Origin of the sequence: Streptomyces roseus (assembly GCF_001044425.1) — a bacterium.
In the GTDB taxonomy this organism is placed as follows: Bacteria; Actinomycetota; Actinomycetes; order Streptomycetales; family Streptomycetaceae; genus Streptomyces; species Streptomyces roseus.
Window position 1 is genome coordinate 37,620 of record NZ_LFML01000032.1, and the last position, 20,919, is coordinate 58,538.

Here is a 20,919-nt window from a genome sequence, read left to right on the forward strand (position 1 = left end):
GGCGCGGCTCCCCCGCCGTCATCGTCCGTGCTGCGAGTGCCCGGCGGATGAACGCCGGGCTCTCTCAGAGGGTCAGGCCTGCTCGGCGTCGGCGGCCGGAGCCTCGACGACGGCCTCGGCGGCCGGGGTCTCGTCGGCCTCGGCGGCCGGGGTCTCGACAGCGGCCTCGGCGGCCGGGGCGGCCTCGGCGTCGTCGGCCTTCTTCTCACCCTCGAGCAGGTCGCGCTCCCACTCGGCGAGCGGCTCGGCAGCGGCCTTCTCGCCCGGCTTCGAGTCACCGGTCGCAGCGCCGGAGCGGGCGATGAGGCCCTCGGCGACGGCGTCGGCGATCACGCGGGTGAGCAGGGTGACGGAGCGGATCGCGTCGTCGTTGCCCGGGATCTTGTAGTCGACCTCGTCGGGGTCGCAGTTGGTGTCGAGGATCGCGACGACCGGGATGTGGAGCTTGCGCGCCTCACCGACGGCGATGTGCTCCTTCTTGGTGTCGACGATCCAGACGGCGCTGGGAACCTTCGACATCTCGCGGATACCACCGAGGGTCTTCTCCAGCTTGGTCTTCTCGCGGGAGAGGACCAGGAGCTCCTTCTTGGTGAGACCCGAGGCGGCGACGTCCTCGAAGTCGATCGCCTCAAGCTCCTTCAGACGCTGGAGGCGCTTGTAGACGGTGGAGAAGTTGGTGAGCATGCCACCCAGCCACCGCTGGTTGACGTACGGCATACCAACGCGCGTCGCCTGCTCGGCGATGGCCTCCTGGGCCTGCTTCTTGGTACCGACGAACATGATGGAGCCGCCGTGGGCGACGGTCTCCTTGACGAACTCGTAGGCGCGGTCGATGTACGACAGCGACTGGAGCAGGTCGATGATGTAGATGCCGTTGCGCTCGGTGAAGATGAAGCGCTTCATCTTCGGGTTCCAGCGACGGGTCTGGTGACCGAAGTGGACGCCGCTTTCCAGCAGCTCCCGCATCGTTACGACGGCCATGGCCATCTCCTTGGTTTCTCGGTTTGGTTCCTGACGCCCCACCGCGCCCTGCCCCCGGAAGGGGACCGAGAGACGCTTTCACCCGGCCTGAGCGGCTGGTGCTGGGGCGTGCGAAGTCGACCCGGTGACCCGGATCGCCGTAAGAAGTGTACGGGACCGGGCGGTATGCCAGGTGACGCCGTTGTCCACACCCGGCCCCTTGTCCACAGGCCCGCTCACGCTGCGCGACCCGACGGCAACCTGGACGGCATGACGACACTGCTGATCACGCTGCTCCTGGCCCTGACGCAGGCGTTCTCCGCCGGGGCCCGGCCGCTGCCGCCGCCCCTGGTGGTGACGCGCTGGTGGGACCCGCCCCCGACCCCCTACGCGGCGGGGCACCGCGGGGTGGACCTGGCCGCCCCGGTGGGCGCCGAGGTCAGGGCGGTGGGCCCGGGCCGGGTGCACCACGCGGGGCCGGTGGCCGGCCGCGGGGTCCTGTCCCTGACCCTTCCCGGCGGCCTGCGCACCACGTACGAACCGGTCCGGCCGCTGGTCGCGGAGGGCGAGGAGGTCACGGCCGGCCAAGTGGTGGCGGTCCTCACGGAGGGCACGCACTGCGCGACCCCCTGCCTCCACTGGGGCCTCCTCTCGGGCACGGCGTACCTGAACCCCCTGACCGTCCTCCCCCACCCGACACCAAGACTCCTGCCCCTCACCCCCCAGGACGACTGACCGGGGCCGCGCAGCCCGAGAAGGCACCGACGGACGAGCCGATCGCCCTCCGGGCAACCCGGCAGGTGAGGGCGGCGCGTGCCCGTGGCGGCCAGGCAGCCTCAGCTCTGCACGCCCCGGAGGGCCATGCCCACGGCCGCCTCCGTCACCACACCGGGGTCCTCGGCGGCGCCGAGTTCGATGCGGCGCACCGCCGCGTCGACGACCCCCTGGAGCAGCATCGCCGCGAGGCGGGGCTGCTCGTGCCCCAGGGCGCCCAGTGCCTCCACGATCATCGCCACGAGACCCCCGTGCGCAGCGCGGATCTTCTCCCGCGCCCCCGCGTCCAGCTCGCTGGCCGAGATCGCGACCACCGCCCGGTGGCGCCGGTCCCCGACGAGTCCCAGCTGGCTGCGGACATAGGCCTCGACCTTGGCCTCCGGCGTCTCGGCCCGCTCCATCGCCGCTTCGATCTCGGCGGCCCACACGGGGAAGTCCACCGCGCACAGCTCTTCGACCACGGCCGCGCGGGAGCGGAAGTACTCGTACACGGAGGACCGGGCGAGGCCGGTGCGCTCCGCGAGGGCGGGGAAGGTCAGCGCCTCCGTCCCGCCTTCGGACAGCAGGGAGCGTGCGGCGTCCAGCAGGGCGCCGCGCTGCATCGACCGGTGCTCGGCCACGGAGGCCGCTCGAATCCTGGGCACACGTCCACTCTACGGAGGGGGCGCAAGCTCATCGGCCGACATCCGCCAGCTTGGCCCGCAGTTGGAGCACCGACTTGGTGTGGATCTGACTGACCCGGCTCTCTGTGACCCCGAGCACGTTGCCGATCTCGGCGAGGGTGAGGCCCTCGTAGTAGTAGAGCGTGACGACGGTCTTCTCCCGCTCCGGCAGGGTGTTGATCGCCCTGGCCAGGAGCCTGCGCAGCTCACGGTCCTCGGCCACCTCGACCGGGTTGTCGGCGGCGGTGTCCTCCAGGGTGTCCATCAGCGAGAGGCGGTCTCCGCCCTCGCCGCCGACGTGCAGCAGCTCCTCCAGGGCCACGACGTTGGCCAGGGACAACTGGCTGAACACGGCGTGGAGTTCCTCCACGGCGATGCCCATCTCCCCGGCGACCTCGTGCTCGGTCGGGGTGCGGCGCAGCTGGGCTTCGAGGGTGGCGTAGGCGCGCTCCACGGCCCTGGCCTTCTGCCGGACCGAGCGCGGGATCCAGTCCAGGGCGCGCAGCTCGTCGATCATCGCGCCCCGGATGCGGGTGATCGCGTACGTCTCGAACTTGATGGACCGGTCGATGTCGAACTTCTCGATGGCGTCGATCAGCCCGAAGACCCCGGAGGAGACGAAGTCGGCCTGTTCCACATTGGGCGGCAGGCCCACGCTGACCCGGCCGGCCACGTACTTCACCAGGGGCGAGTAGTGCAGGATCAGCTGCTCCCGCAGGCGCTCGTCGCCGCTCTCCTTGTACGAGCGCCACAGCACCTCGAGGGACGAGGGCGCGGTGGTCCGCACGCCGCCGCGGGCAGCGGGGGGCACCGCAGCGCGGTCAGACCCTGAGGTGTGCTGGGGCATGCTTCGCCTTTGCCGGAGCGGGATTCCTTGGGAGCGTAGCGTGACGGAAGTGTCGCGGTGCGCGAAGAGTACGGGATCGCGCACGGGCACCGGGGCGTCCTGACTCGCGCGGGCGACCCGGGACCGGCGCCTGGCGCTGGGTCCCGGCGGCTGCCACCGGGGAGACCGCGTCTCTCATCGGCTTCACTCTTTCACCGGAACGCCCCAGGTCAATGACCGCCTCGCCGGGCACCGCCGGTTTCTGTGCCTCCTTCAGGTGATTGTGTGGTCAACTGCCAGCCCTCGCCCTGCCGTTCGACGAACCCCAGAGAGTGAAGTTCGTACAGTCTGCCGATGACTTCATCGGTGCCGGTGCCCGCGGCGAGGGCCACTTCGCCCGCGTGGACGGGGCGGCCGGCCGGGAGGGCTTCGAGCACGCGGGCGGTTTCCCGGTCCAGCAGGTCCCGGGCGAGCACCGGCCCGCGCCGCTGCGGGGCCAGTTCGCCCATGTCTCCGACGAGCTCGATGACTTCCGCCGCGTCCGTGACGAGCACGGCTTCGCCGCGCAGCAGTTCGTGGACCCCTCCCGAGAGCCCGCTGGTGGCCGGTCCGGGAACGCCCATGGTGAACCGGCCGAGCCGCTGGGCCCGGCGGGCGGTGACGAGGGAGCCGCTGCGGTGGGCCGCCTCGACCACCACGGTGCCCCGGGTCAGGGCGGCGATGACCCGGTTGCGCAGGACGAACCGGGTCGGGGTCGGGTGGCTTGCGGGCGGCAGCTCCCCCAGGACGATGCCCTGTTCGGCGATGCGGCCGAGCAACTCGGCGTGGCCGCGCGGGTAGGCGACGTCCACCCCGCAGGCGAGTACCGCGGCGGTGGCCCCGCCGGAGGCGAGGGCCCCCCGGTGGGCCGCGGCGTCCACCCCGTACGCCGCCCCCGAGACCACCACCCAGCCCCGCTCGGCGAGGCCGGCGGCCAGGGTCTGGGCCATGTGCGCCCCGTACGGGGTGCAGGCCCGGGCCCCGACCACGGCGACGGAGCGCAGCGCCCAGGTCCGCAGGTCCGCCCGGCCGCGCACCCACAGGCCGATCGGCCGGGCGTCGCCGAGGTCGTCCAGCTGGGTCGGCCATTGCGGGGAGCCGGGGCGGATGAACCGGCCGCCGCTGCGGGCGGCGGTCGCCAGGTCACGCCGGGGGTCGGCGAGCGCCGCCCGTCTGCGATAGCCGGCGAGCCGCCCCTCCCCCACCCCGGTCAAGGTCGCCGCCTCGCCGTCCGGGCCGGTCAGCAGCCGTATCAGCCCGACGGCGCCGTGCTCGCGCAGCCATCGCCCGCCGGTCTCCTCGCCGGGCTCCAGCACCCGTGTCAGGGCGGCCCGCGCCAGCGACTCCGGATCGGGATCCGGCTCGGACGCGGTGTGCGCCGCGGATTCGCTCCGCGGTCCGGTTCCGGTGGCGGTCATGACCGGGTTCCCATGGCCAGGGCGGCGCCGCGGGCGATGCCGGTACGCAGTTCCAGGGCGACGGCCACGTTCAGGGCGTCGGGGCGGTCGCGGCCGCGCAGGTCCGCCACGGTCCAGGCGACCCGCAGGACCCGGTCCAGTCCGCGGGCGGTGAGCAGTCCGCGCTCCAGGTCCCGTTCGGCCTGGGCCAGAGCCCCGGGGGCGGCTTGCCAGCGGGTGCGCAGTTCGTGTCCCGGTACTTCGGCGTTGAGGCGCCACGGGGTGTCGGCGAGCCGGGCGGCGGTGCGGTCCCTGGCTTCGCGTACCCGGTCGGCGACGGTGGCGGTGCTCTCCCCGCGGCCGCCGTGCCCCAGGAGGTCGGAGCGGGTGACGGGCTCGACCTCCACGCGCAGGTCGACCCGGTCCAGCAGCGGCCCCGACAGTCGGGCCTGGTAGCGCCGGATCACCGAGGCGGGGCATTCGCAGCCGGCCCCGAGCAGGGTGTGCCGCCCGCAGGGGCAGGGATTCGCCGCGAGGACCATCAGGAACCTGGCCGGCAGCCGCACCACGCCGGCGGCCCGGGCGATGACCACGTGCCCCGATTCGAGGGGCTGGCGCAGCGCGTCCAGGGCCTTCGTGCTGAATTCGGCGGCCTCGTCGAGAAAGAGCACGCCGCGGTGGGCCAGGGAGACCGCTCCCGGCCTCGGCACGCCCGCTCCGCCGCCGACCAGGGACTGCATGGTCGCCGAGTGGTGGGGTGCGCAGTACGGGGGCCGGGCGACGAGCGGTTCGCCGGGCGGCAGGAGCCCGGCGACGGAGTGGACGGCGGTGACTTCCAGGGAGTCCTGCCGGCAGAGCGGCGGGAGGATCCAGGGGATCCGTTCTGCCAGCATCGTCTTGCCGGCTCCCGGGGGTCCGCTGAGGAAGAGGTGGTGGCCTCCCGAGGCCGCCACTTCGAGGGCGCGGCGGGCGCCGTGCTGTCCGGCGACGTCGGAGAGTTCGGGGAAGTCGGGGGTCTCGCCGCCCCCGGTGCGGCCGGCGCCGCGGGAGATCCCGGTGCCGATGCCCGCGCCCGGAACCACCAGTCCGGCCAGCATGGGGTCGGGCCGCCCGGGCCGATCCGGTGGTTTTTCCTCGGGGACTTCCGCGTCGGTGAGGACGGCGATGAGCTGCCGCAGGCTGCGGACGCCGAGCACGCTGACGTCGGGGACGAGCATGGCCTCGGCGGCGCATTGCTGGGGCACCACCACGTTGCGGTAGCCGGCGTCGGCGGCGGCGAGGACCGCCGGCAGGATGCCGCGCACCGGCCGCACCCGGCCGTCCAGTCCCAGTTCGCCGATGAGCACGAGATCGGCGATGGCCGCGGGGTCGATCATTTCGGCGGCGCCCAGCACCGCCGACGCGACGGCGAGGTCGAATCCGGCTCCGGATTTGGGTACGGAGGCCGGGCTGAGCCCGACGGTGAGCTTCTTCTGCGGCCAGGTGGCGCCGGAGTTCACGACGGCGGCGCGCACCCGGTCGCGGCTTTCGGTCAGGGTCTTGTCGGGCAGCCCCACCAGGGTGAAGGCTGCGAGGCCGGGCTCCAGGTCGGCCTGGACCTCGACCACCACGCCGTCGACCCCGACCAGGGCCACGGAGCAGGCGCGTGCGAACCCCATCACGCCACCCCCCGGGCGTGCTCCACCACGGGTGCGCCGCGCCGTGGCAGCAGGACTCCCACGAGGTCGATCCGTACTCCGCCCGGGGGTGGTCCGCCGTGGTCGGCGAGCCAGCGCCCGGCGAGCCGGCGCAGGCGCTCGGCCTTGCCGGGCCGGACGGCGGCCATGGGATGTTCGAAATCCCCCGTGCGGCGTGTTTTGACCTCGCACACGACGAGGGCGTCCCCGTCGCGCGCGACGATGTCGATCTCTCCGCTGCGGCACCGCCAGTTCCGGGCGATGACCGTCATCCCGGATTCGGTGAGCCGCCTCACCGCGAGTTCCTCGCCGTACCGCCCCAATGCCTGCTGTGCCACGCCCTTCGCGTTCATCGGGCACCACCTCCGCCCCCGACGATCCCGCGGCCCCGCCCACCCTGTGGATCTTGGTGGACAGCGCGGGCATTGTGGACAACCCACTCACCCGTGAGGGTGAATCCGGGGGGACCGGGGCGGGGTGCGCACGGGCGCGGCGCGGGCGGCGGAGGGCCGGGCGTCAGCTGCCGGGCAGTTCGAGATCGCTCTTGTTGAGCTCCTCGATGTTCACGTCCTTGAAGGTCAGCACGCGCACCTGCTTCACGAACCGGGCCGGCCGGTACATGTCCCACACCCAGGCGTCGGCCATCGTCACCTCGAAGAACACCTCCCCCTGGACCGAGTGCACCTGCATCTCGTAGTCGTTCGTGAGGTAGAAACGACGTTCGGTCTCGATCACGTACTTGAACAGCCCGACGACGTCGCGGTACTCGCGATAGAGCTTCAGCTCCATCTCGGTCTCGTACTTCTCGAGGTCCTCGGCGCTCATGGCATGTTCCCCTTCAGCCGTGCGTCCCCCTATTGTGCGCCAGGCCCCCGTACCCCTAGACGATTTCCGGGGCCAGGACCACCGGCGCACCCGGAGGACCGTCGTCGAGCAGCGTACGGAGCAGCTCGGCGAGTCTGGTCGGGTACACCGTCTCATGGGCCGACAGAAGTTCCTCGGAGGTCCACCACCTGGCACCGCTGACGCTGCGCCGCTCCAGCTCGGTGAGGCCGCCCATGTCGGTCCGCGTGCGGGTGGTCCGGGCCAGGTAGTACCACTCGTCCTGTTCCCAGCGCCGCCCGTCGAAGGGGAAGGAGCAGTACCGCTGCCACAGGACGGGCCCCAGGTCCACCTCTGTGATCCCCGTCTCCTCGGCGAGCTCCCGCAGTGCGGCCTGCTCCCGGGTCTCACCGCCTTCGAGTCCGCCGCCCGGGGTGAACCACCAGTGGTCGGCGGGATCGTTCGGTTCGAAGCCGTGGAGCAGCAGGATCCGGTCCGCGGGGTCCAGCAGGATCACCCGGGACACCTGGCGGGGGCGGCCCGCGGCGGCCGCGTCAGCGGTCACGGGCGGGCTCCCGCCGCCGCCCGCGGCCGAGGACCCGTACCAGGGGCCCGTACGCGGCCCCCAGCAGCACCAGGGCGGCTCCGGCCGCCACCGCGGTGAGCTGGAGGCGGAGCGGGCCGGGCCGCGAGGTCCCGCCGGGGAGGGAGGCGTAGGTGCCGGGCCGTTCGAGCATCTTCATCGAGGGCCAGGCGAGGGCGTCGACGCGGGCCTGGACCGCGGAGCGGGGGACGGTGCCCTGGCCGGCCTCCTGGAGGTGCGCCCGGGAGTCGAGGGAGGCGGCGCGCCGGTCGCCCAGCAGGAAGAGGTTGCCCTCGGGCACCTTGACCTCGAAGGGGGTGTCCGAGGCCGGGACGGGCCCGGCGGCCGCGGCCTCCGGCGCGAGCTCGGTGTGTTCGAGGTACGGCTCGTCGAGTTCCTTGCCGTTCACCGTGAGCCGGCCGCCGGTGCCGCAGCACTTCACGGTGTCGCCGCCGACGGCGACGACCCGCTTGACCATCGGCGTGTCGCTCCAGAGGTGGTCGGTGAACACGACCACGTCGCCGCGCCGGACCTCGCCTCCGTCGATCCGCTGCGCGAGCACCCGGTCGCCGGGCTGCACCGTCGGCGTCATCGAGTCGGTCGGCACGGTGTAGGGCCGGTAGACGAAGGCCCCCCAGGCGAAAGCGCCCAGGAAGAGCACGAAGCCGACGGCCACGACGACTCCCGCCAGCACATGGCCGAGACCGCCGCGGCCGTCCTTGGCACCGCGTATTCCTTCAGTCCTACTTGTCTGCGTTTGCAGTGTTTCGCCCATTGCAGCGCCCCCACACTTCCGGGATCGACGACCTGGGCGGCACCCTACCTGCCGGTAGTCCCGCTGGTCAGCCTCCGCCGGCGCCACAGCACGACCGGAACCGCTCCGGCCAGGCCCACCGCGGCCGGGCCGAGTCCGACGGGCGCCAGCCCGGCGGCCCCGAGGCCCATCGCGGTCGCCTTGGTCTGGTTCCCGATGCCGGGCTGGTCGAAGGTGTCCGGGATGGGCAGGGTGGCCCAGCGGGTGATCGGCCAGGCCACGACCACGGCCCGCCCGACGACCTTGTCGACCGGTACGAAGCCCTGGGTGGAGTCCTGCATGTGGTAGCGGGAGTCCTGCGAGTTCTGCCGGTGGTCGCCCATCACCCAGATCTTGCCCTTGGGCACGGTGATCGGACCGAACGGGGCGTCGTCGCAGGGGGTGTTGCCCGGGTAGATGTACGGCTCGTCGAGCTCCTTGCCGTTGACGACGACCGGTCCGCCCTTCTTGCACTCGACCGTGTCACCGCCGATGGCGATGGTCCGCTTGATCAGGTCCTTCTCGTCCGCGGACGGCATCAGGCCGATCTTGCTGAGGATCTGCTGCGCGAAGTTGGCCTCCGGGGTGGGCTCCCCGGCCAGCCAGCTCGCGGGGTCGTGGAAGACCACGACCTCGCCGCGCTCGGGCTCGGAGCCGAACCACGGGGTCAGCTTGTCCACGAGCACCCGGTCACCGCGCTGCAGGGTGTTCTGCATCGAGTCGGACGGGATCGAGAACGCCTGCACCAGGAAGGTCTTGATCAGCAGGGCGAGCAGCAGGGCGATGCCGATGAGGAGCGGGAGCTCCTTCCAGAACGAGCGGTGGGGCTTCGCCTCAACGCCGCTGCCCTCGTCCTCGGCTCCGCGCTCGGCATCGTCCGGCCGCTCCTCGCCTTCGTCGCGTCCGGATCGCGCGCCTACCGCCACATCCCCCACATCCACTCCTCAACCTCGCAGATCGCCGCCCGCACCGAAGCAGGCACGGGCCCTCCCCTCCCTTAACGAGCGGGAGTTCCCAAAGGCGCGGGAGACCGAGGACACACTATGCGAACGGCGGGCCCCGTCGGCGCCCGCGGCGGCCGCGTCGCCCGCTCGGGGCGGGATCGGGGACCGAACGGAAGGTCGCCGGCTGTTCGAGCTTGCGCCAGTGGTCGAACGGCCAGGCGATGACGACGGCCTGCCCCACGACGCCGTTCTCGTCGATGGTGCCGTCGAAGGCCTCGTCGAGGTGGTAGCGGGAATCGGCCGAATTGGCCCGGTGATCGCCCATGACGAAGAGCCGGCCCTTGGGGACGCGCACCTCGAAGCGGATTTCGGAGGGTGCGTTGCCGGGGCTCACGTACGGCTCGACGAGCGCCGTCCCGTTGACGGTGACGCGGCCCTCGGCGTCGCAGCACACGACGGTGTCGCCGCCGACGCCGATGACCCGCTTGATGAGGTCCTGTTCGTCGGCGGAGGGCAGCAGGCCGATGAAGGTCAGCGTTTCCTTGATCTGTTTGACGCCGACCGGGTCCTCGGCCGGGCGCGCGGCCTCGCCCTTGAGCCAGCCGCCGGGATCCTTGAACACCACGACCTGGCCGCGCTCGACCTTGGAGCCGAACCACGGGGTCAGTTTGTCGACCAGCACGCGGTCGCCGATCCGGATCGTCTGCTCCATGGATCCGGACGGGATGAAGAAGGCCTGCACGAGGAAGGTCTTGAGGACGAGCGCTATGCACAGCGCCACGATGATCAGCAGCGGCACCTCGCCCACCCGGCGGGTGCGTCTGCGCCGCTTGACCCGCCGGGCCAGCCGGCGCCGCTCGGCGCGGCCCCCGGTCTCGGCGGGCGCGGGCACCGGCTCGGGCTCCGGCTCGGGGACCCGGCCGCCTCTCGTGCGCCCCCGGTTACCCATGACCGCCGCCCGAGGAGCCGCCGGGGGCCGTGGGAACGGCGGGGGTCGCGGGAAGGGCAGGGGCAGGGGCCGCGGAAGCGGCAGGACCCGCGGGCCCCCGGGGATGCGCCGGGGTCGAGCCCCAGCGCGACGCCGGCCAGCCGATCCAGTCGGCCCGCCCGATCACCTTCTCCACCGGCACCATCCCCCCGCCCGGTTCTCCCAGGTGGTCCCGGGAGTCCCGGGACTGGGAACGATGATCGCCCATGACCCACAGGGTCCCAAGGGGCACGACGATCCGGAAGGGCACCGCCGAGGGCGCGTCGCCCGGGTACACGTACGGCTCTTCCACCGCGACCCCGTTCACCTTGAGCCGGCCGCCGGCGTCGCAGCACACCACGTCGTCCCCGCCGACGCCCACGACCCGCTTGACGAAGTCGGTCTCGGACGGCTCGCCGATCCCGAGCGCGGAGGCCGCGCCGCGCAGGGCCCCGCCGATCGGATCACCCTCGGCGCCCTCCCGTACGAAGGATCCCCGGCCGTCGAAGACCACCACGTCCCCGCGCTTCGGCCGGTCGCCGAACCGGTACGCCAGCTTGTTCACCAGCACCCGGTCCCCGACCTGGAGCGTCGGCTCCATCGACCGGCTCGGGATCTTGAAGGGCTGCACCACGAAATTGCTGATCAGCAGCAGGAAGGCCGTACAGAGCACGCCGAGCGCCGCGGCCCCCCGCACCGTCAGGAGGTCCCGCCACCCGGGCAGCGCGCGGCGCCCCCACAACGCGAAACGCGGCCGCCCCTCCCCCGGTCCGGGGGAGGAGTGGCCGCGCTGGGTGAGCTCTGCTTCCGTGTCCATCGAGGGGAGCCTATCCGGCCGCCTCCGGGACCCGGAGAGGAGATCAGCGGTCGCGCTTCTCCTTGATCTTCGCGGCCTTGCCGCGGAGCTCACGGAGGAAGTACAGCTTGGCGCGACGCACGTCACCGCGGGTGACGAGCTCGATCTTCTCGAAGATCGGGGAGTTCACCGGGAAGGTGCGCTCGACGCCGACGCTGAAGGAGACCTTGCGAACGGTGAAGGTCTCGGAGACGCCGGAGCCCTGGCGACGGATGACGACGCCCTTGAACTGCTGGATACGGGAGCGGTTGCCCTCGATGACGCGGACGTGCACGTTGATCGTGTCACCCGGGCGGAAGGCCGGGACGTCGGAGCGGATCGAGGCGGCGTTGACGCCATCGAGCAGGTGAGACATGTTCTTCGTCTGCTTTCTTCGCACGACGCCACAGGCCGCCGGTGCGGGTTTCCGGAGAGAATTCGGGAGCCGCGTCACTCACCGGACGACTGTCCCCCTGTGGCAGGGGCGTCCGGGAGCACACAGCAGCCGCCTATTCTTCCACGGCCTCCGGCCTACGCCAAAATCGGCCGTCGGCCGCCGGACGCCAGCCCAGGATGCTCAGGATCTCGCGGTCCTTCTTGTCGAAGGCGGAGGCCTCGCAGCGCTCGATCAGGTCGGGGCGGTGCCGGGCGGTGCGGCGGAAGGCCTCGTCCCGGCGCCAGCGGGCGATCTTCCCGTGGTGGCCGCTGAGCAGCACCTCCGGGATGTCCCGGCCGCGCCACACCGGGGGCTTCGTGTAGACCGGCCCCTCCAGCAGGTTCGCCATGTCGCCGGGTGCGAAGGAGTCGTCGCGGTGGGATTCGGCGTTGCCGAGCACCCCGGGCAGCAGCCGGGCCACCGCCTCGGTGACCACCAGGACGGCGGCCTCGCCGCCCGCCAGCACGTAGTCGCCGATGGAGACCTCGTAGACCGGCATGCGCGTGGCGTACTCGTCCATGACGCGGCGGTCGATGCCCTCGTACCGGGCCGGCGTGAAGATCAGCCAGGGCCGCTCGGAGAGCTCGACGGCCAGTTCCTGGGTGAAGGGGCGGCCGCTGGGCGTGGGGACGACCATGACCGGCCCGTGCGCTCCGGACTCGTACCCGTCGGCCAGGGCCGCATCGAGGGCCTCGCCCCACGGCTCGGTCTTCATGACCATGCCGGGACCGCCGCCGTAGGGGGTGTCGTCGACCGTGTTGTGCCGGTCGTACGTCCAGTCCCGCAGGTCGTGGACGTGTACGTCGAGCTGCCCGCGGGCCCGCGCCTTGCCGACGAGGGAGACGTTCAGCGGCTCCAGGTACTCGGGGAAGATCGTGACGACGTCGAGACGCATCAGGCTTCGCCCTCGGCCTCGGGCCCGGCGTCGCGCGTGGAGACGATCTCGGCGCGGTCGTCGATCAGCCCGGGCGGGGGCGTGATGACGCAGCGCTGCTCCTCCAGGTCGATCTCGGCGACGATCTCCTCGACGAAGGGGATCATCACCTCGGTGCCGTCGGGGCGCTCCACGATGAACAGGTCCTGCGAGGGCAGGTGGGAGATCTCGGTGATCCGGCCGATCTCGGTGCCGTCTTCGAGCACGACGTCCAGGTCCATCAGCTGGTGGTCGTAGTACTCGTCCTCCTCCTCCGGGAGCTCCGTCGGGTCGACGTCGGCGATCAGGAGGATGTTGCGCAGCGCCTCGGCGCCGGTGCGGTCCTTGACGCCGGCGAAGCGGAGCATGAGCCTCCCGCTGTGCACGCGGCCCGTCTCGATGGTCAGCGGGCCCGCCGACGCCGGTTCGGTCCGCAGCACGGCGCCGGGCGAGAGCCGCAGCTCCGGCTCGTCGGTCCGCACCTCGACGGTGACCTCACCCTTGATCCCGTGGGCGCGGCCGATCCGCGCGACAACCAGCTCCACTTGTGTTTTCTCCTGTTCAGACGACGACGGGCCGGGGCGGGCACGAATGCCCTCCCCGGCCCGTGCCGGTGATTCACGTTCTCGATGAACCAAGTCTCAGCGGACCTGGTCCACGTCGACGAGGTCGACGCGGATCCCCCGGCCGCCGATGGCGCCCACGACGGTACGCAGAGCACGCGCGGTGCGGCCGTTGCGGCCGATCACCTTCCCGAGGTCGTCCGGGTGGACCCGGACCTCGAGCACCTGCCCACGACGCAGGTTGCGCGAGGCGACCTGCACTTCGTCGGGGTTGTCCACAATGCCCTTTACGAGGTGCTCAAGAGCCTCCTCGAGCATGATCAGGCCTCGGTCGACTCGGCGGCGGCCTCAGCCTCGTCCGCCTTCTTGTCGGCCTTCTTCGCCTTCTGCGTGATGGCCTCGCCCTTGGTCTCGCCGATGCCCTCGAGGGCCTTGGCGAACTCGTCGAAGGAGCGACGCTTGCTCTCCTTCGTCTCCGGCTGCAGCAGCGGCGCGGGGGCCGGGAGGCCCTTGTGCGCCTGCCAGTCACCGGTCAGCTTCAGGATGGCGAGCACAGCCTCGGTGGGCTGGGCGCCGACCGACAGCCAGTACTGCGCACGCTCGGCGTTGACCTCGATGCGCGACGGGTTGTACGTCGGGTGGTAGATACCGATCTCTTCGATCGCGCGACCGTCCCGACGGGTACGGGCGTCGGCGACGACGATGCGGTAGTGCGGCTGGCGAATCTTGCCGAGGCGCTTGAGCTTGATCTTGACTGCCACTGGAGTGGTGTCTCCTGAACTTGACGTGGTTGGGCACATGAGATGCCACGTGGGGTTGCGGTACTCGGGTGCCCGATGGACGCGTCAGCCGGAGGAGAGAGGGGTCCTATGCGACTGTCGAGTACAGCTAGCCATTGTGCCACATGCCCGCGGCGCTTCTCGCGGGGAGTCGGCCGGGCTCAGGAGGCAGCTGCGGTGAGGGCCACCTCGGGGATGCGGAACGGCTTCATGCAGCCGCCGCACACGATCGGCGCCTGGGCCAGCACGGAGGGGACCACCCGCACGTTGCGCCCGCAGTCGCAGACCGCCTTGACGCGGACACCGCCACCCGAGGAGCCGTGCCGGGCGGCCGGCCCGCGGAAACTGCGCTTGGTGTCGGCGGCCGTCGCGGCCGTGTGCGCCTTCAGCGCGCGCTGGAGCCGCTCCATGGTGGGGCGGTAGCGCTTCTTCGCCTCGGGATTGAGCGAGACCAGTGAGAAGCCGCTGCTGGCGTGCGGCTCGTCGGAGTGGTCCAGCCCCATCTCCTCGGCGATAGCGAGGAATCTGCGGTTGTGGTAGCGGCCCGCCCGGGAGGTGTCGCGTACTCCTCGGGCGGCGGCGATGCCGTGGACTGCCTCGTGCAGCAGTCGCTCGAAGGAGAGCTCGGCGCCGCAGGCGGACGAGGACTCTCCGATCAGGGACTCGGGCGCGGCAAGGTCAGGCAGCTCGGGGTGGTACCGCTGAATGTCGGCCCACGCCTGCGCCAGCTCTGCGGCGAGAACAGGTGGTGTCGTGCTCACGTCGTGACAACGAGCCGGGGTGCCCCGGTGTTCCGATTCCGGGCCATTCCAAATTTTTTGCACGTACCAGTCAGTTCAGTCTCATGCGTCCCGACGAGGACGGGTGCGCCGATCCCAGGAGGAGTCGGTACGTAACGACGACCAAAGGGCCCGGCACCGGCGCACGGCTCGTGCCGTGCGCCGGGTCCGGGCCCTCGGATCGGACTGCGGCGATCAGTACGAACGCGCGACGACGGCGAGGGTACCGGGGGCGTCGTCCGCCTCCGGAACCGACCCGTCCTCGGCGATCAGGCAGCGTACGGAGACGGCCTGCTCGCCCAGCTTGGCCTCGCCCTCGGGTCCGAGGTCGGCCCACGGGATCCGCGCCCAGCCGCCGGCGACGGCGGCCTCGGCGGCCTCCTCGATGGTGGAGACGTCGGAGGTGCGGGCCAGGCGGCGCTCGCGGGACTCGCGCAGCAGCTGGGCCTGGTCCTCGTCGAGAACCTTGGGCAGCAGGTCGGCGAGGGTGTCGATCTGCACGGGCTCCTTGCCGCCCGGGATCCGGCGGGCCAGCATCGCGGTGCCGGCCTCCAGGTCGCGGGGGCCGATCTCGACGCGGACCGGTACGCCCTTGAGCTCCCAGTCCACGGCGCGGCGGCCGAAGGGGGTGTCGACGCGGTCGTCCACGTGCACGCGGATGCCGGCGGCCTTCAGCTGCGCGCCGAGCTCGCGGACCTTGGCCACGGCCTCGTCGCCCTTGATCGCCATGACGACGACCTGGACGTGCGCCAGGCGCGGCGGGACGCGCAGGCCGTTGTCGTCGCCGTGGGACATGATCAGGCCGCCGACCATGCGGGTTGAGACGCCCCACGAGGTCTGCCAGACGAGCTCCTGCTTGCCTTCCTTCGACAGGTACTGCGTGTTGAAGGCCTTGGCGAAGTTGGTGCCGAGCTCGTGGCTCGTGCCCAGCTGCAGGGCCTTGCCGTCACCCATCATGCCTTCGAGGGTGAGGGTGTTGATGGCGCCGGCGAAGCGCTCCTTGGCGGTCTTGCGGCCGAGCACGACGTCGATGCCGAGCACGTTCGTCATGAAGTCGCCGTAGACGTCCGTGTGGATGCGGGCGGCGTAGTCGCGGGCGTCCTCGTACGTGGCGTGGGCCGTGTGGCCCTCCTGCCAGAGGAACTCACTCGTACGGAGGAACACGCGCGGGCGCATCTCCCAGCGGACCACGTTCGCCCACTGGTTGATCAGCAGGGGCAGGTCGCGGTAGCTCTGGACCCACTTGGAGAAGTAGTCGTTGATGATCGTCTCGGAGGTGGGCCGGACGACGACCGGCTCGTCCAGCTCCTTGCCGCCGCCGTGCGTGACGACCGCGAGCTCGGGGGCGAAGCCCTCGACGTGCTCGGCCTCGCGCGTCAGGTAAGACTGCGGGATGAACAGCGGGAAGTACGCGTTCTGGGCGCCCGCGTCCTTGATGCGCGCGTCCATCTCCTGCTGCATCCGCTCCCACAGCCCGTAGCCGTACGGTCGGATGACCATGGTGCCGCGTACCGGACCGTTGTCGGCCAGCTCGGCCTTGTTGATCAGATCCTGGTACCAGCGGGGGAAATCCTCCGCCTGGGGGGTGAGAACGGGTGCCTTTGCCATGGCGCGAATGGTACGGCGCCGGGCACTCGATGCGTGAATCGGGTGGCGCACTCCTCTGGACGCGGGGGCGAATGGGGAGTTCCCTGGCAAGGGGGGCAAGGGGGCGACACGGAATCAGGAGCGCTCTTTCGATGACACCGACGCCGACGGCGACGCTCGTCGCCCGGGACTGGGCGGAGATCCAGGAACGGATGCTGGTACCGCTGTACGAAGCGGTCTACGACCGGCTGGAGGTCGGGCCGGGTGACCGGCTGCTCGGCCTGGACTGCGGGGCCGGGCTGGCCCTGCTGCTGGCCGCGGGCCGGGGAGCCGCCGCCACCGGGGTGGAGGCGGATCCGGCGCGCCGGGCGCTGGCGCGCGAGCGGCTGCTGGAGGTGGTCGCGGCCCCGCCGGACGGCGCGCGCCCCTACGACGTGCTGCTGGCCTTCTCGCCGTCCGAGGCGACCCTGGACGCGGCCCTGCCGGCCGTCCGGCGGGGCGGGGCGGTGGTGCTGGCCGACTGGGGTCCGGCGGAGCGGTGCACGGTGCCGGCGGTGCTGGGCGGCGGCCCCGCGCCGCGGGACCTGGACGCGGCGGTGGAGCGCGCCGGGCTCGCGCCCGACGGCTCGGGGCGGGTGTTCTGCCCCTTCGGGTACGCGGACGTGGACAGCGCGGTACGGGGGCTGCTGTCGGCGGGGCTGTACGAGGCCGCGTCCGACCCGGCCCAGGTCGAGAAGGAGCTGGCCGAGGCCCTTCACCCGTACGAGCGTGCGGACGGCGCCGTGTGGCTGCCGAACATCTTCCGCTACGTGGTCGCCCGCGTGCGCTGATCGTGACGGCCGCGGGCGGCGGCTGCGGCGTCGGCTACTTCGCGTCCTTCGGGGGGCGGGGGATGCCCGCGGCCTCGTAGGCGGCCGGCTCGTCCAGGGTCTCGTTCGCCAGCAGCGCCTCGGTCAGCGCGTCGAGTTTCGGCCGGTGCTCGCGCAGCAGCCGGCAGGCCTCCTCGTAGCACTCGTCGACGATGCGCCGCATCTCGTGGTCCACGACGTCGAGGGTGGCGGGGGCCGCGAGCAGTCCGTACGGGCTCTGCGCGTCGGCCGGGATCGGGGTGAGGCGGCCGACGCGCTCGCTCATGCCCCAGCGGCCGACCATGCCGCGGGCGAGGTTGGTGACCTGTTCGAGGTCGTTCTCGGCGCCCGTGGTGATGACCTCGAAGACGACGTGCTCGGCGGCCATGCCGCCCAGTGCGCCGATGATGCGGCCGCGGAGGTAGTCCTCGGTGTAGGAGTAGCGGTCCGCGTCGGGGGTGGAGAGGGTGACGCCGAGCGCCCGGCCGCGCGGCACGATCGTGATCTTGCGGACGGGGTCGGCGCCGGGCTGGAGCATGCCGAGCAGCGCGTGGCCGCTCTCGTGGTAGGCGGTGCGGCGGCGTTCCTCCTCGGGCATGACGAGCGAGCGCGCCGCGCCCAGCTGGACCTTCTCCAGGGCGTCCATGAAGTCGGCCTGCGTGACCTGGCCCTGCCGGCGTTTGACGGCGAGGAGGGCGGCTTCGTTGGCCAGGTTGGCCAGGTCGGCGCCGGTCATGCCGGGGGTGATGCGGGCCACCTGGTCGAGGTCCACGTCGGCGGCGAGCGGGATGTCGCGGGTGTGGATCCGCAGGATGGCCTCGCGGCCGGCCCGGTCGGGCGGGGCGACGGAGACCGTGCGGTCGAAGCGGCCGGGGCGGGTGAGGGCGGGGTCGAGGACGTCGGGGCGGTTGGTGGCGGCGAGGACGACGACGCCCTCCGAGCCGGAGAACCCGTCCATCTCGGTGAGGATCTGGTTCAGGGTCTGTTCGCGCTCGTCGTGGCCGCCCATGGCGGCGCCGCCGCCGCGGGCCCGGCCGATGGTGTCGATCTCGTCGATGAAGACGATGGAGGGGGCGACCTTGCGCGCCTCGGAGAAGAGTTCGCGGACCCGGGAGGCGCCCACGCCGACGATCATCTCGATGAACTCGGAGGCGGAGGCGGAGAAGAAGGGCACTCCGGCCTCGCCCGCGACCGCCCGCGCCAGCAGGGTCTTGCCGGTGCCGGGCGGTCCGGCGAGCAGCACCCCGCCGGGCATGCGGGCGCCCAGGGCCCGGTACTGCTCGGGGTTCTTGAGGAAGTCCACGACGTCGTTGAGTTCGCCCTTGACCTCGTCGATGCCGGCCACGTCGGCGAAGGTGGTGCGTCTGCCGCCTTCCAGCTCCACGGGTTTGGGCGGCTGTTTGCGGCCGAGGCCGCCGACGCCGCCCATGGCCGAGCCCATCCGGCGGGCGATGAACACCCACAGGAGGACGAGCAGGAGCATCGGGGCGAGCGAGATCAGCAGGTTGGCCAGGAAGCTGCGCTGGACGACGACCGGGGAGGCCGTGACGACGACGTGGTGCTTGCTGAGGTTCGCCCACAGGTCGTCGTCGGCGAAGGCGGGGCGCTGGGTGACGAACTTGGTGTAGTCGCCCTTGCCGCCGTCGGGCAGGGGCTGCTTGTTCTTCAGTTCGCCCTGGATGGCGTCGCCCTTGGAGTAGATCTTCGAGACGTTGCCGTCGGCGACCTGCTTGCTGAACTCCGTGTACGAGACGGTCGGCTCGTCGCCCCGGTTGAAGAACGACAGGGCCACGTTGGCGAGGAGGAAGACGATCAGTGCGGCGAGGACGAGTCCGCGCCAGCCCCCGGGCATCTTCCTCCTGGGCGGCGGCGTGGGCGGCGCGCCCTCCGAACGCCAGGGCGTGTCGGCGCGCTCGCGAGGCGGTACGGGGGTGGGGCTGGGCACGTGGCCTCCTTACTGCCGTCCTCGTGGCCGACCATAAGGGACAAAACGCACCTCGGCGCCCCCAGGGCGTACGCGCGAGGGCCCTGGCCGGATGGTCCGGCCAGGGCCCCCTCACGTACGGGCGCGCTTACTTCATGAACTTCTTGAACTCGTCCGGAAGGTCGAAGTCCTGGCCGGACTGGCCGCCGGCGGGAAGGCCGAAGGGGTTGCCGCCGGGCGTGGGCTCGACCGCCTGCGGACCCTGCTCGCGGCGGGCCGCCGCTGCGGCCTCCTCTTCCTTGCGCTTCATCGGGTTGCCGCTCTTGCGCTTGCCCTTGGCCTGCTTGACCTGCTTCTTCTGCCGGCCGGGGCCGCCGCCCATCCCGGGGATGCCCGGCATCCCGGGCATGCCGCCGCCCTGGGCCATGCGGGACATCATCTTGCGGGCCTCGAAGAAGCGCTCGACGAGGTTCTTGACGGCGCTGACCTCGACGCCCGAGCCCTTGGCGATACGGGCGCGGCGCGAGCCGTTGATGATGTGCGGGTCCTGGCGCTCGGCCGGGGTCATCGACTTGATGATCGCGGCGGTGCGGTCCACGTCGCGCTCGTCGATGTTGTTGATCTGGTCCTTGATCTGCCCCATGCCGGGGAGCATGCCGAGCAGCTTGGAGATGGAGCCCATCTTGCGGACCTGCTCCATCTGGGCCAGGAAGTCGTCGAGCGTGAACTCCTTGGGGCCCTTCTGGAGCTTGGCCGCCATCTTCTCGGCCTCGGCCTGGCTGAAGGTCTTCTCGGCCTGCTCGATGAGGGTGAGCATGTCACCCATGTCGAGGATCCGGCCCGCCATGCGGTCGGGGTGGAAGGCGTCGAACTCGTCGAGCTTCTCGCCGTTCGAGGCGAACATGATCTGTTTGCCGGTGACGTGCGCGATGGAGAGCGCGGCACCGCCCCGCGCGTCGCCGTCGAGCTTGGAGAGCACGACGCCGTCGAAGCCGACGCCGTCGCGGAAGGCCTCCGCGGTGTTGACCGCGTCCTGGCCGATCATGGCGTCGACGACGAAGAGGATCTCGTCGGGGCTGACGGCGTCGCGGATGTCGGCGGCCTGCTGCATCAGCTCGGCGTCGATGCCGAGGCGGCCGGCGGTGTCGACGATGACGATGTCGTACTGCTTGGTGTGGGCGTACTCGATGGAGTCCTTGGCCACCTGCACCGGGTCGCCGACGCCGTTGCCGGGGGCGGGCGCGTAGACCGCGACGCCGGCGCGCTCGGCGACGACGCTGAGCTGGTTGACGGCGTTGGGGCGCTGGAGGTCGCAGGCGACGAGCAGCGGGGCGTGGCCCTGGCCCTTGAGCCAGAGGCCGAGCTTTCCGGCGAGGGTGGTCTTACCGGCACCCTGGAGGCCGGCGAGCATGATCACGGTGGGCGCGGTCTTGGCGAAGCGCAGCCGCCGGGTCTCGCCGCCGAGGATCGAGACGAGCTCGTCGTTGACGATCTTGAGGACCTGCTGGCCCGGGTTCAGGGCCCTGGAGACCTCTTCGCCGCGGGCGCGCTCCTTGACGTTCGCGATGAAGGAACGGACGACGGGGAGGGCGACGTCGGCCTCGAGGAGGGCGATACGGATTTCCCGCGCCGCAGCGTCGATGTCCTGCTCGGAGAGGCGGCCCTTGCCCCGGAGGGACTTGAAGGTCGCGCTGAGGCGGTCGGAAAGCGTATCGAACACGGTGGTCGCGATTCCTCGGGTCGGGGGCGTGTGGTCGCCCCCCAGGGTATCGGGCCCTCCCCCTGTCCGGGGACCCGCCCGCAACCGGACAG

22 protein-coding genes and 1 pseudogene are annotated in these 20,919 nt (G+C 71.7%); 2 read left to right on the plus strand and 21 right to left on the minus strand.

Annotated features, from left to right (window positions below; translation table 11 throughout):
* Window positions 1-72 precede the first annotated feature (72 nt).
* Window positions 73-981 carry a 30S ribosomal protein S2 gene (gene rpsB, locus ACS04_RS08435; RefSeq protein ID WP_048475914.1) on the minus strand — a complete coding sequence of 303 codons (909 nt, stop codon included), beginning with the start codon at window positions 979-981 and terminating at the stop codon, window positions 73-75.
* Between the two features lie 249 nt (window positions 982-1,230).
* On the opposite strand from rpsB, the gene ACS04_RS08440 reads away from it, so the two are divergent.
* A complete protein-coding gene (locus ACS04_RS08440; protein ID WP_053080728.1) occupies window positions 1,231-1,695 on the plus strand; it encodes a M23 family metallopeptidase in 465 nt (154 codons plus the stop codon).
* Between the two features lie 101 nt (window positions 1,696-1,796).
* Here the strand turns inward: ACS04_RS08440 and ACS04_RS08445 are convergent, their stop codons facing one another.
* From ACS04_RS08445 to proS, 18 genes and pseudogenes are all read right to left on the minus strand, one after another.
* Complete coding sequence (locus ACS04_RS08445; RefSeq protein ID WP_048475915.1) at window positions 1,797-2,354, minus strand: TetR/AcrR family transcriptional regulator; 558 nt, start codon at window positions 2,352-2,354, stop codon at window positions 1,797-1,799.
* Between the two features lie 52 nt (window positions 2,355-2,406).
* Window positions 2,407-3,243 carry an RNA polymerase sigma factor WhiG gene (gene whiG / locus ACS04_RS08450; protein WP_048475916.1) on the minus strand — a complete coding sequence of 279 codons (837 nt, stop codon included), beginning with the start codon at window positions 3,241-3,243 and terminating at the stop codon, window positions 2,407-2,409.
* Window positions 3,244-3,452: 209 nt separating this feature from the next.
* Window positions 3,453-4,679 (minus strand): DNA-processing protein DprA, encoded by a 1,227-nt coding sequence (gene dprA, locus ACS04_RS08455; RefSeq protein ID WP_048475917.1) that lies wholly within the window; start codon window positions 4,677-4,679, stop codon window positions 3,453-3,455.
* Window positions 4,676-6,316: a YifB family Mg chelatase-like AAA ATPase gene (locus ACS04_RS08460; RefSeq protein ID WP_048475918.1), complete on the minus strand. Its 1,641-nt coding sequence runs from the start codon at window positions 6,314-6,316 to the stop codon at window positions 4,676-4,678. Before ACS04_RS08460 ends, dprA begins: the two co-directional genes overlap by 4 nt.
* On the minus strand, window positions 6,316-6,687 hold the full coding sequence (locus tag ACS04_RS08465; protein WP_048475919.1) for a YraN family protein: 372 nt from the start codon (window positions 6,685-6,687) through the stop codon (window positions 6,316-6,318). Before ACS04_RS08465 ends, ACS04_RS08460 begins: the two co-directional genes overlap by 1 nt.
* Before the next feature lie 163 nt (window positions 6,688-6,850).
* Entirely contained in the window at window positions 6,851-7,159 is a 309-nt protein-coding gene (locus ACS04_RS08470; protein WP_006139554.1) for a DUF2469 domain-containing protein, read from the minus strand.
* 55 nt (window positions 7,160-7,214) lie between these two features.
* Window positions 7,215-7,721, minus strand: a complete 507-nt coding sequence (locus ACS04_RS08475; RefSeq protein WP_048475920.1) for an NUDIX hydrolase — start codon at window positions 7,719-7,721, stop codon at window positions 7,215-7,217.
* Window positions 7,711-8,514: a signal peptidase I gene (gene lepB, locus ACS04_RS08480; RefSeq protein WP_048475921.1), complete on the minus strand. Its 804-nt coding sequence runs from the start codon at window positions 8,512-8,514 to the stop codon at window positions 7,711-7,713. The genes ACS04_RS08475 and lepB (ACS04_RS08480) overlap by 11 nt, the downstream gene beginning before the upstream one ends.
* Window positions 8,515-8,558: 44 nt before the next feature.
* Window positions 8,559-9,458: a signal peptidase I gene (lepB, locus tag ACS04_RS08485; protein ID WP_048475922.1), complete on the minus strand. Its 900-nt coding sequence runs from the start codon at window positions 9,456-9,458 to the stop codon at window positions 8,559-8,561.
* Window positions 9,379-10,425: pseudogene (lepB, locus tag ACS04_RS08490) on the minus strand (signal peptidase I); the annotation flags it as partial. The pseudogene lepB (ACS04_RS08490) and the gene lepB (ACS04_RS08485), both read right to left, overlap by 80 nt.
* A complete protein-coding gene (lepB, locus tag ACS04_RS08495; protein ID WP_048475924.1) occupies window positions 10,418-11,260 on the minus strand; it encodes a signal peptidase I in 843 nt (280 codons plus the stop codon). The pseudogene lepB (ACS04_RS08490) and the gene lepB (ACS04_RS08495), both read right to left, overlap by 8 nt.
* Window positions 11,261-11,303: 43 nt before the next feature.
* Window positions 11,304-11,654 (minus strand): 50S ribosomal protein L19, encoded by a 351-nt coding sequence (gene rplS, locus ACS04_RS08500; protein ID WP_008737520.1) that lies wholly within the window; start codon window positions 11,652-11,654, stop codon window positions 11,304-11,306.
* 133 nt (window positions 11,655-11,787) lie between these two features.
* Window positions 11,788-12,609 carry a tRNA (guanosine(37)-N1)-methyltransferase TrmD gene (gene trmD / locus ACS04_RS08505; RefSeq protein WP_048475925.1) on the minus strand — a complete coding sequence of 274 codons (822 nt, stop codon included), beginning with the start codon at window positions 12,607-12,609 and terminating at the stop codon, window positions 11,788-11,790.
* Complete coding sequence (rimM, locus tag ACS04_RS08510; RefSeq protein ID WP_048475926.1) at window positions 12,609-13,172, minus strand: ribosome maturation factor RimM; 564 nt, start codon at window positions 13,170-13,172, stop codon at window positions 12,609-12,611. Before rimM ends, trmD begins: the two co-directional genes overlap by 1 nt.
* A 96-nt stretch (window positions 13,173-13,268) precedes the next feature.
* Complete coding sequence (locus ACS04_RS08515; RefSeq protein WP_030011889.1) at window positions 13,269-13,508, minus strand: RNA-binding protein; 240 nt, start codon at window positions 13,506-13,508, stop codon at window positions 13,269-13,271.
* A 2-nt stretch (window positions 13,509-13,510) separates the two neighbouring features.
* Window positions 13,511-13,951: a 30S ribosomal protein S16 gene (gene rpsP / locus ACS04_RS08520; protein WP_030162461.1), complete on the minus strand. Its 441-nt coding sequence runs from the start codon at window positions 13,949-13,951 to the stop codon at window positions 13,511-13,513.
* A 179-nt stretch (window positions 13,952-14,130) separates the two neighbouring features.
* On the minus strand, window positions 14,131-14,730 hold the full coding sequence (locus ACS04_RS08525; RefSeq protein WP_048475927.1) for a hypothetical protein: 600 nt from the start codon (window positions 14,728-14,730) through the stop codon (window positions 14,131-14,133).
* A 213-nt stretch (window positions 14,731-14,943) separates the two neighbouring features.
* Entirely contained in the window at window positions 14,944-16,356 is a 1,413-nt protein-coding gene (gene proS, locus ACS04_RS08530) for a proline--tRNA ligase (RefSeq protein ID WP_048475928.1), read from the minus strand.
* Window positions 16,357-16,487: 131 nt separating this feature from the next.
* On the opposite strand from proS, the gene ACS04_RS08535 reads away from it, so the two are divergent.
* On the plus strand, window positions 16,488-17,165 hold the full coding sequence (locus ACS04_RS08535) for a methyltransferase type 11 (protein ID WP_048475929.1): 678 nt from the start codon (window positions 16,488-16,490) through the stop codon (window positions 17,163-17,165).
* A gap of 34 nt (window positions 17,166-17,199) precedes the next feature.
* On the opposite strand, the gene ftsH is transcribed toward ACS04_RS08535, so the two are convergent.
* Window positions 17,200-19,035: an ATP-dependent zinc metalloprotease FtsH gene (ftsH, locus tag ACS04_RS08540; RefSeq protein ID WP_245236331.1), complete on the minus strand. Its 1,836-nt coding sequence runs from the start codon at window positions 19,033-19,035 to the stop codon at window positions 17,200-17,202.
* Between the two features lie 220 nt (window positions 19,036-19,255).
* On the minus strand, window positions 19,256-20,827 hold the full coding sequence (gene ffh, locus ACS04_RS08545) for a signal recognition particle protein (RefSeq protein ID WP_048475931.1): 1,572 nt from the start codon (window positions 20,825-20,827) through the stop codon (window positions 19,256-19,258).
* Between the last annotated feature and the right edge of the window lie 92 nt (window positions 20,828-20,919).

Coding starts and splice junctions, on each gene's coding strand:
- rpsB (WP_048475914.1), bottom strand. CDS start 981: ATGGCCGTCGTAACGATGCGGGAGCTGCTGGAAAGCGGCGTCCACTTC.
- ACS04_RS08440 (WP_053080728.1), top strand. CDS start 1,231: ATGACGACACTGCTGATCACGCTGCTCCTGGCCCTGACGCAGGCGTTC.
- whiG (WP_048475916.1), bottom strand. CDS start 3,243: ATGCCCCAGCACACCTCAGGGTCTGACCGCGCTGCGGTGCCCCCCGCT.
- dprA (WP_048475917.1), bottom strand. CDS start 4,679: ATGACCGCCACCGGAACCGGACCGCGGAGCGAATCCGCGGCGCACACC.
- ACS04_RS08460 (WP_048475918.1), bottom strand. CDS start 6,316: ATGGGGTTCGCACGCGCCTGCTCCGTGGCCCTGGTCGGGGTCGACGGC.
- ACS04_RS08465 (WP_048475919.1), bottom strand. CDS start 6,687: ATGAACGCGAAGGGCGTGGCACAGCAGGCATTGGGGCGGTACGGCGAG.
- ACS04_RS08470 (WP_006139554.1), bottom strand. CDS start 7,159: ATGAGCGCCGAGGACCTCGAGAAGTACGAGACCGAGATGGAGCTGAAG.
- lepB (WP_048475921.1), bottom strand. CDS start 8,514: ATGGGCGAAACACTGCAAACGCAGACAAGTAGGACTGAAGGAATACGC.
- lepB (WP_048475924.1), bottom strand. CDS start 11,260: ATGGACACGGAAGCAGAGCTCACCCAGCGCGGCCACTCCTCCCCCGGA.
- rplS (WP_008737520.1), bottom strand. CDS start 11,654: ATGTCTCACCTGCTCGATGGCGTCAACGCCGCCTCGATCCGCTCCGAC.
- trmD (WP_048475925.1), bottom strand. CDS start 12,609: ATGCGTCTCGACGTCGTCACGATCTTCCCCGAGTACCTGGAGCCGCTG.
- ACS04_RS08515 (WP_030011889.1), bottom strand. CDS start 13,508: ATGCTCGAGGAGGCTCTTGAGCACCTCGTAAAGGGCATTGTGGACAAC.
- proS (WP_048475928.1), bottom strand. CDS start 16,356: ATGGCAAAGGCACCCGTTCTCACCCCCCAGGCGGAGGATTTCCCCCGC.
- ACS04_RS08535 (WP_048475929.1), top strand. CDS start 16,488: ATGACACCGACGCCGACGGCGACGCTCGTCGCCCGGGACTGGGCGGAG.
- ftsH (WP_245236331.1), bottom strand. CDS start 19,035: ATGCCCGGGGGCTGGCGCGGACTCGTCCTCGCCGCACTGATCGTCTTC.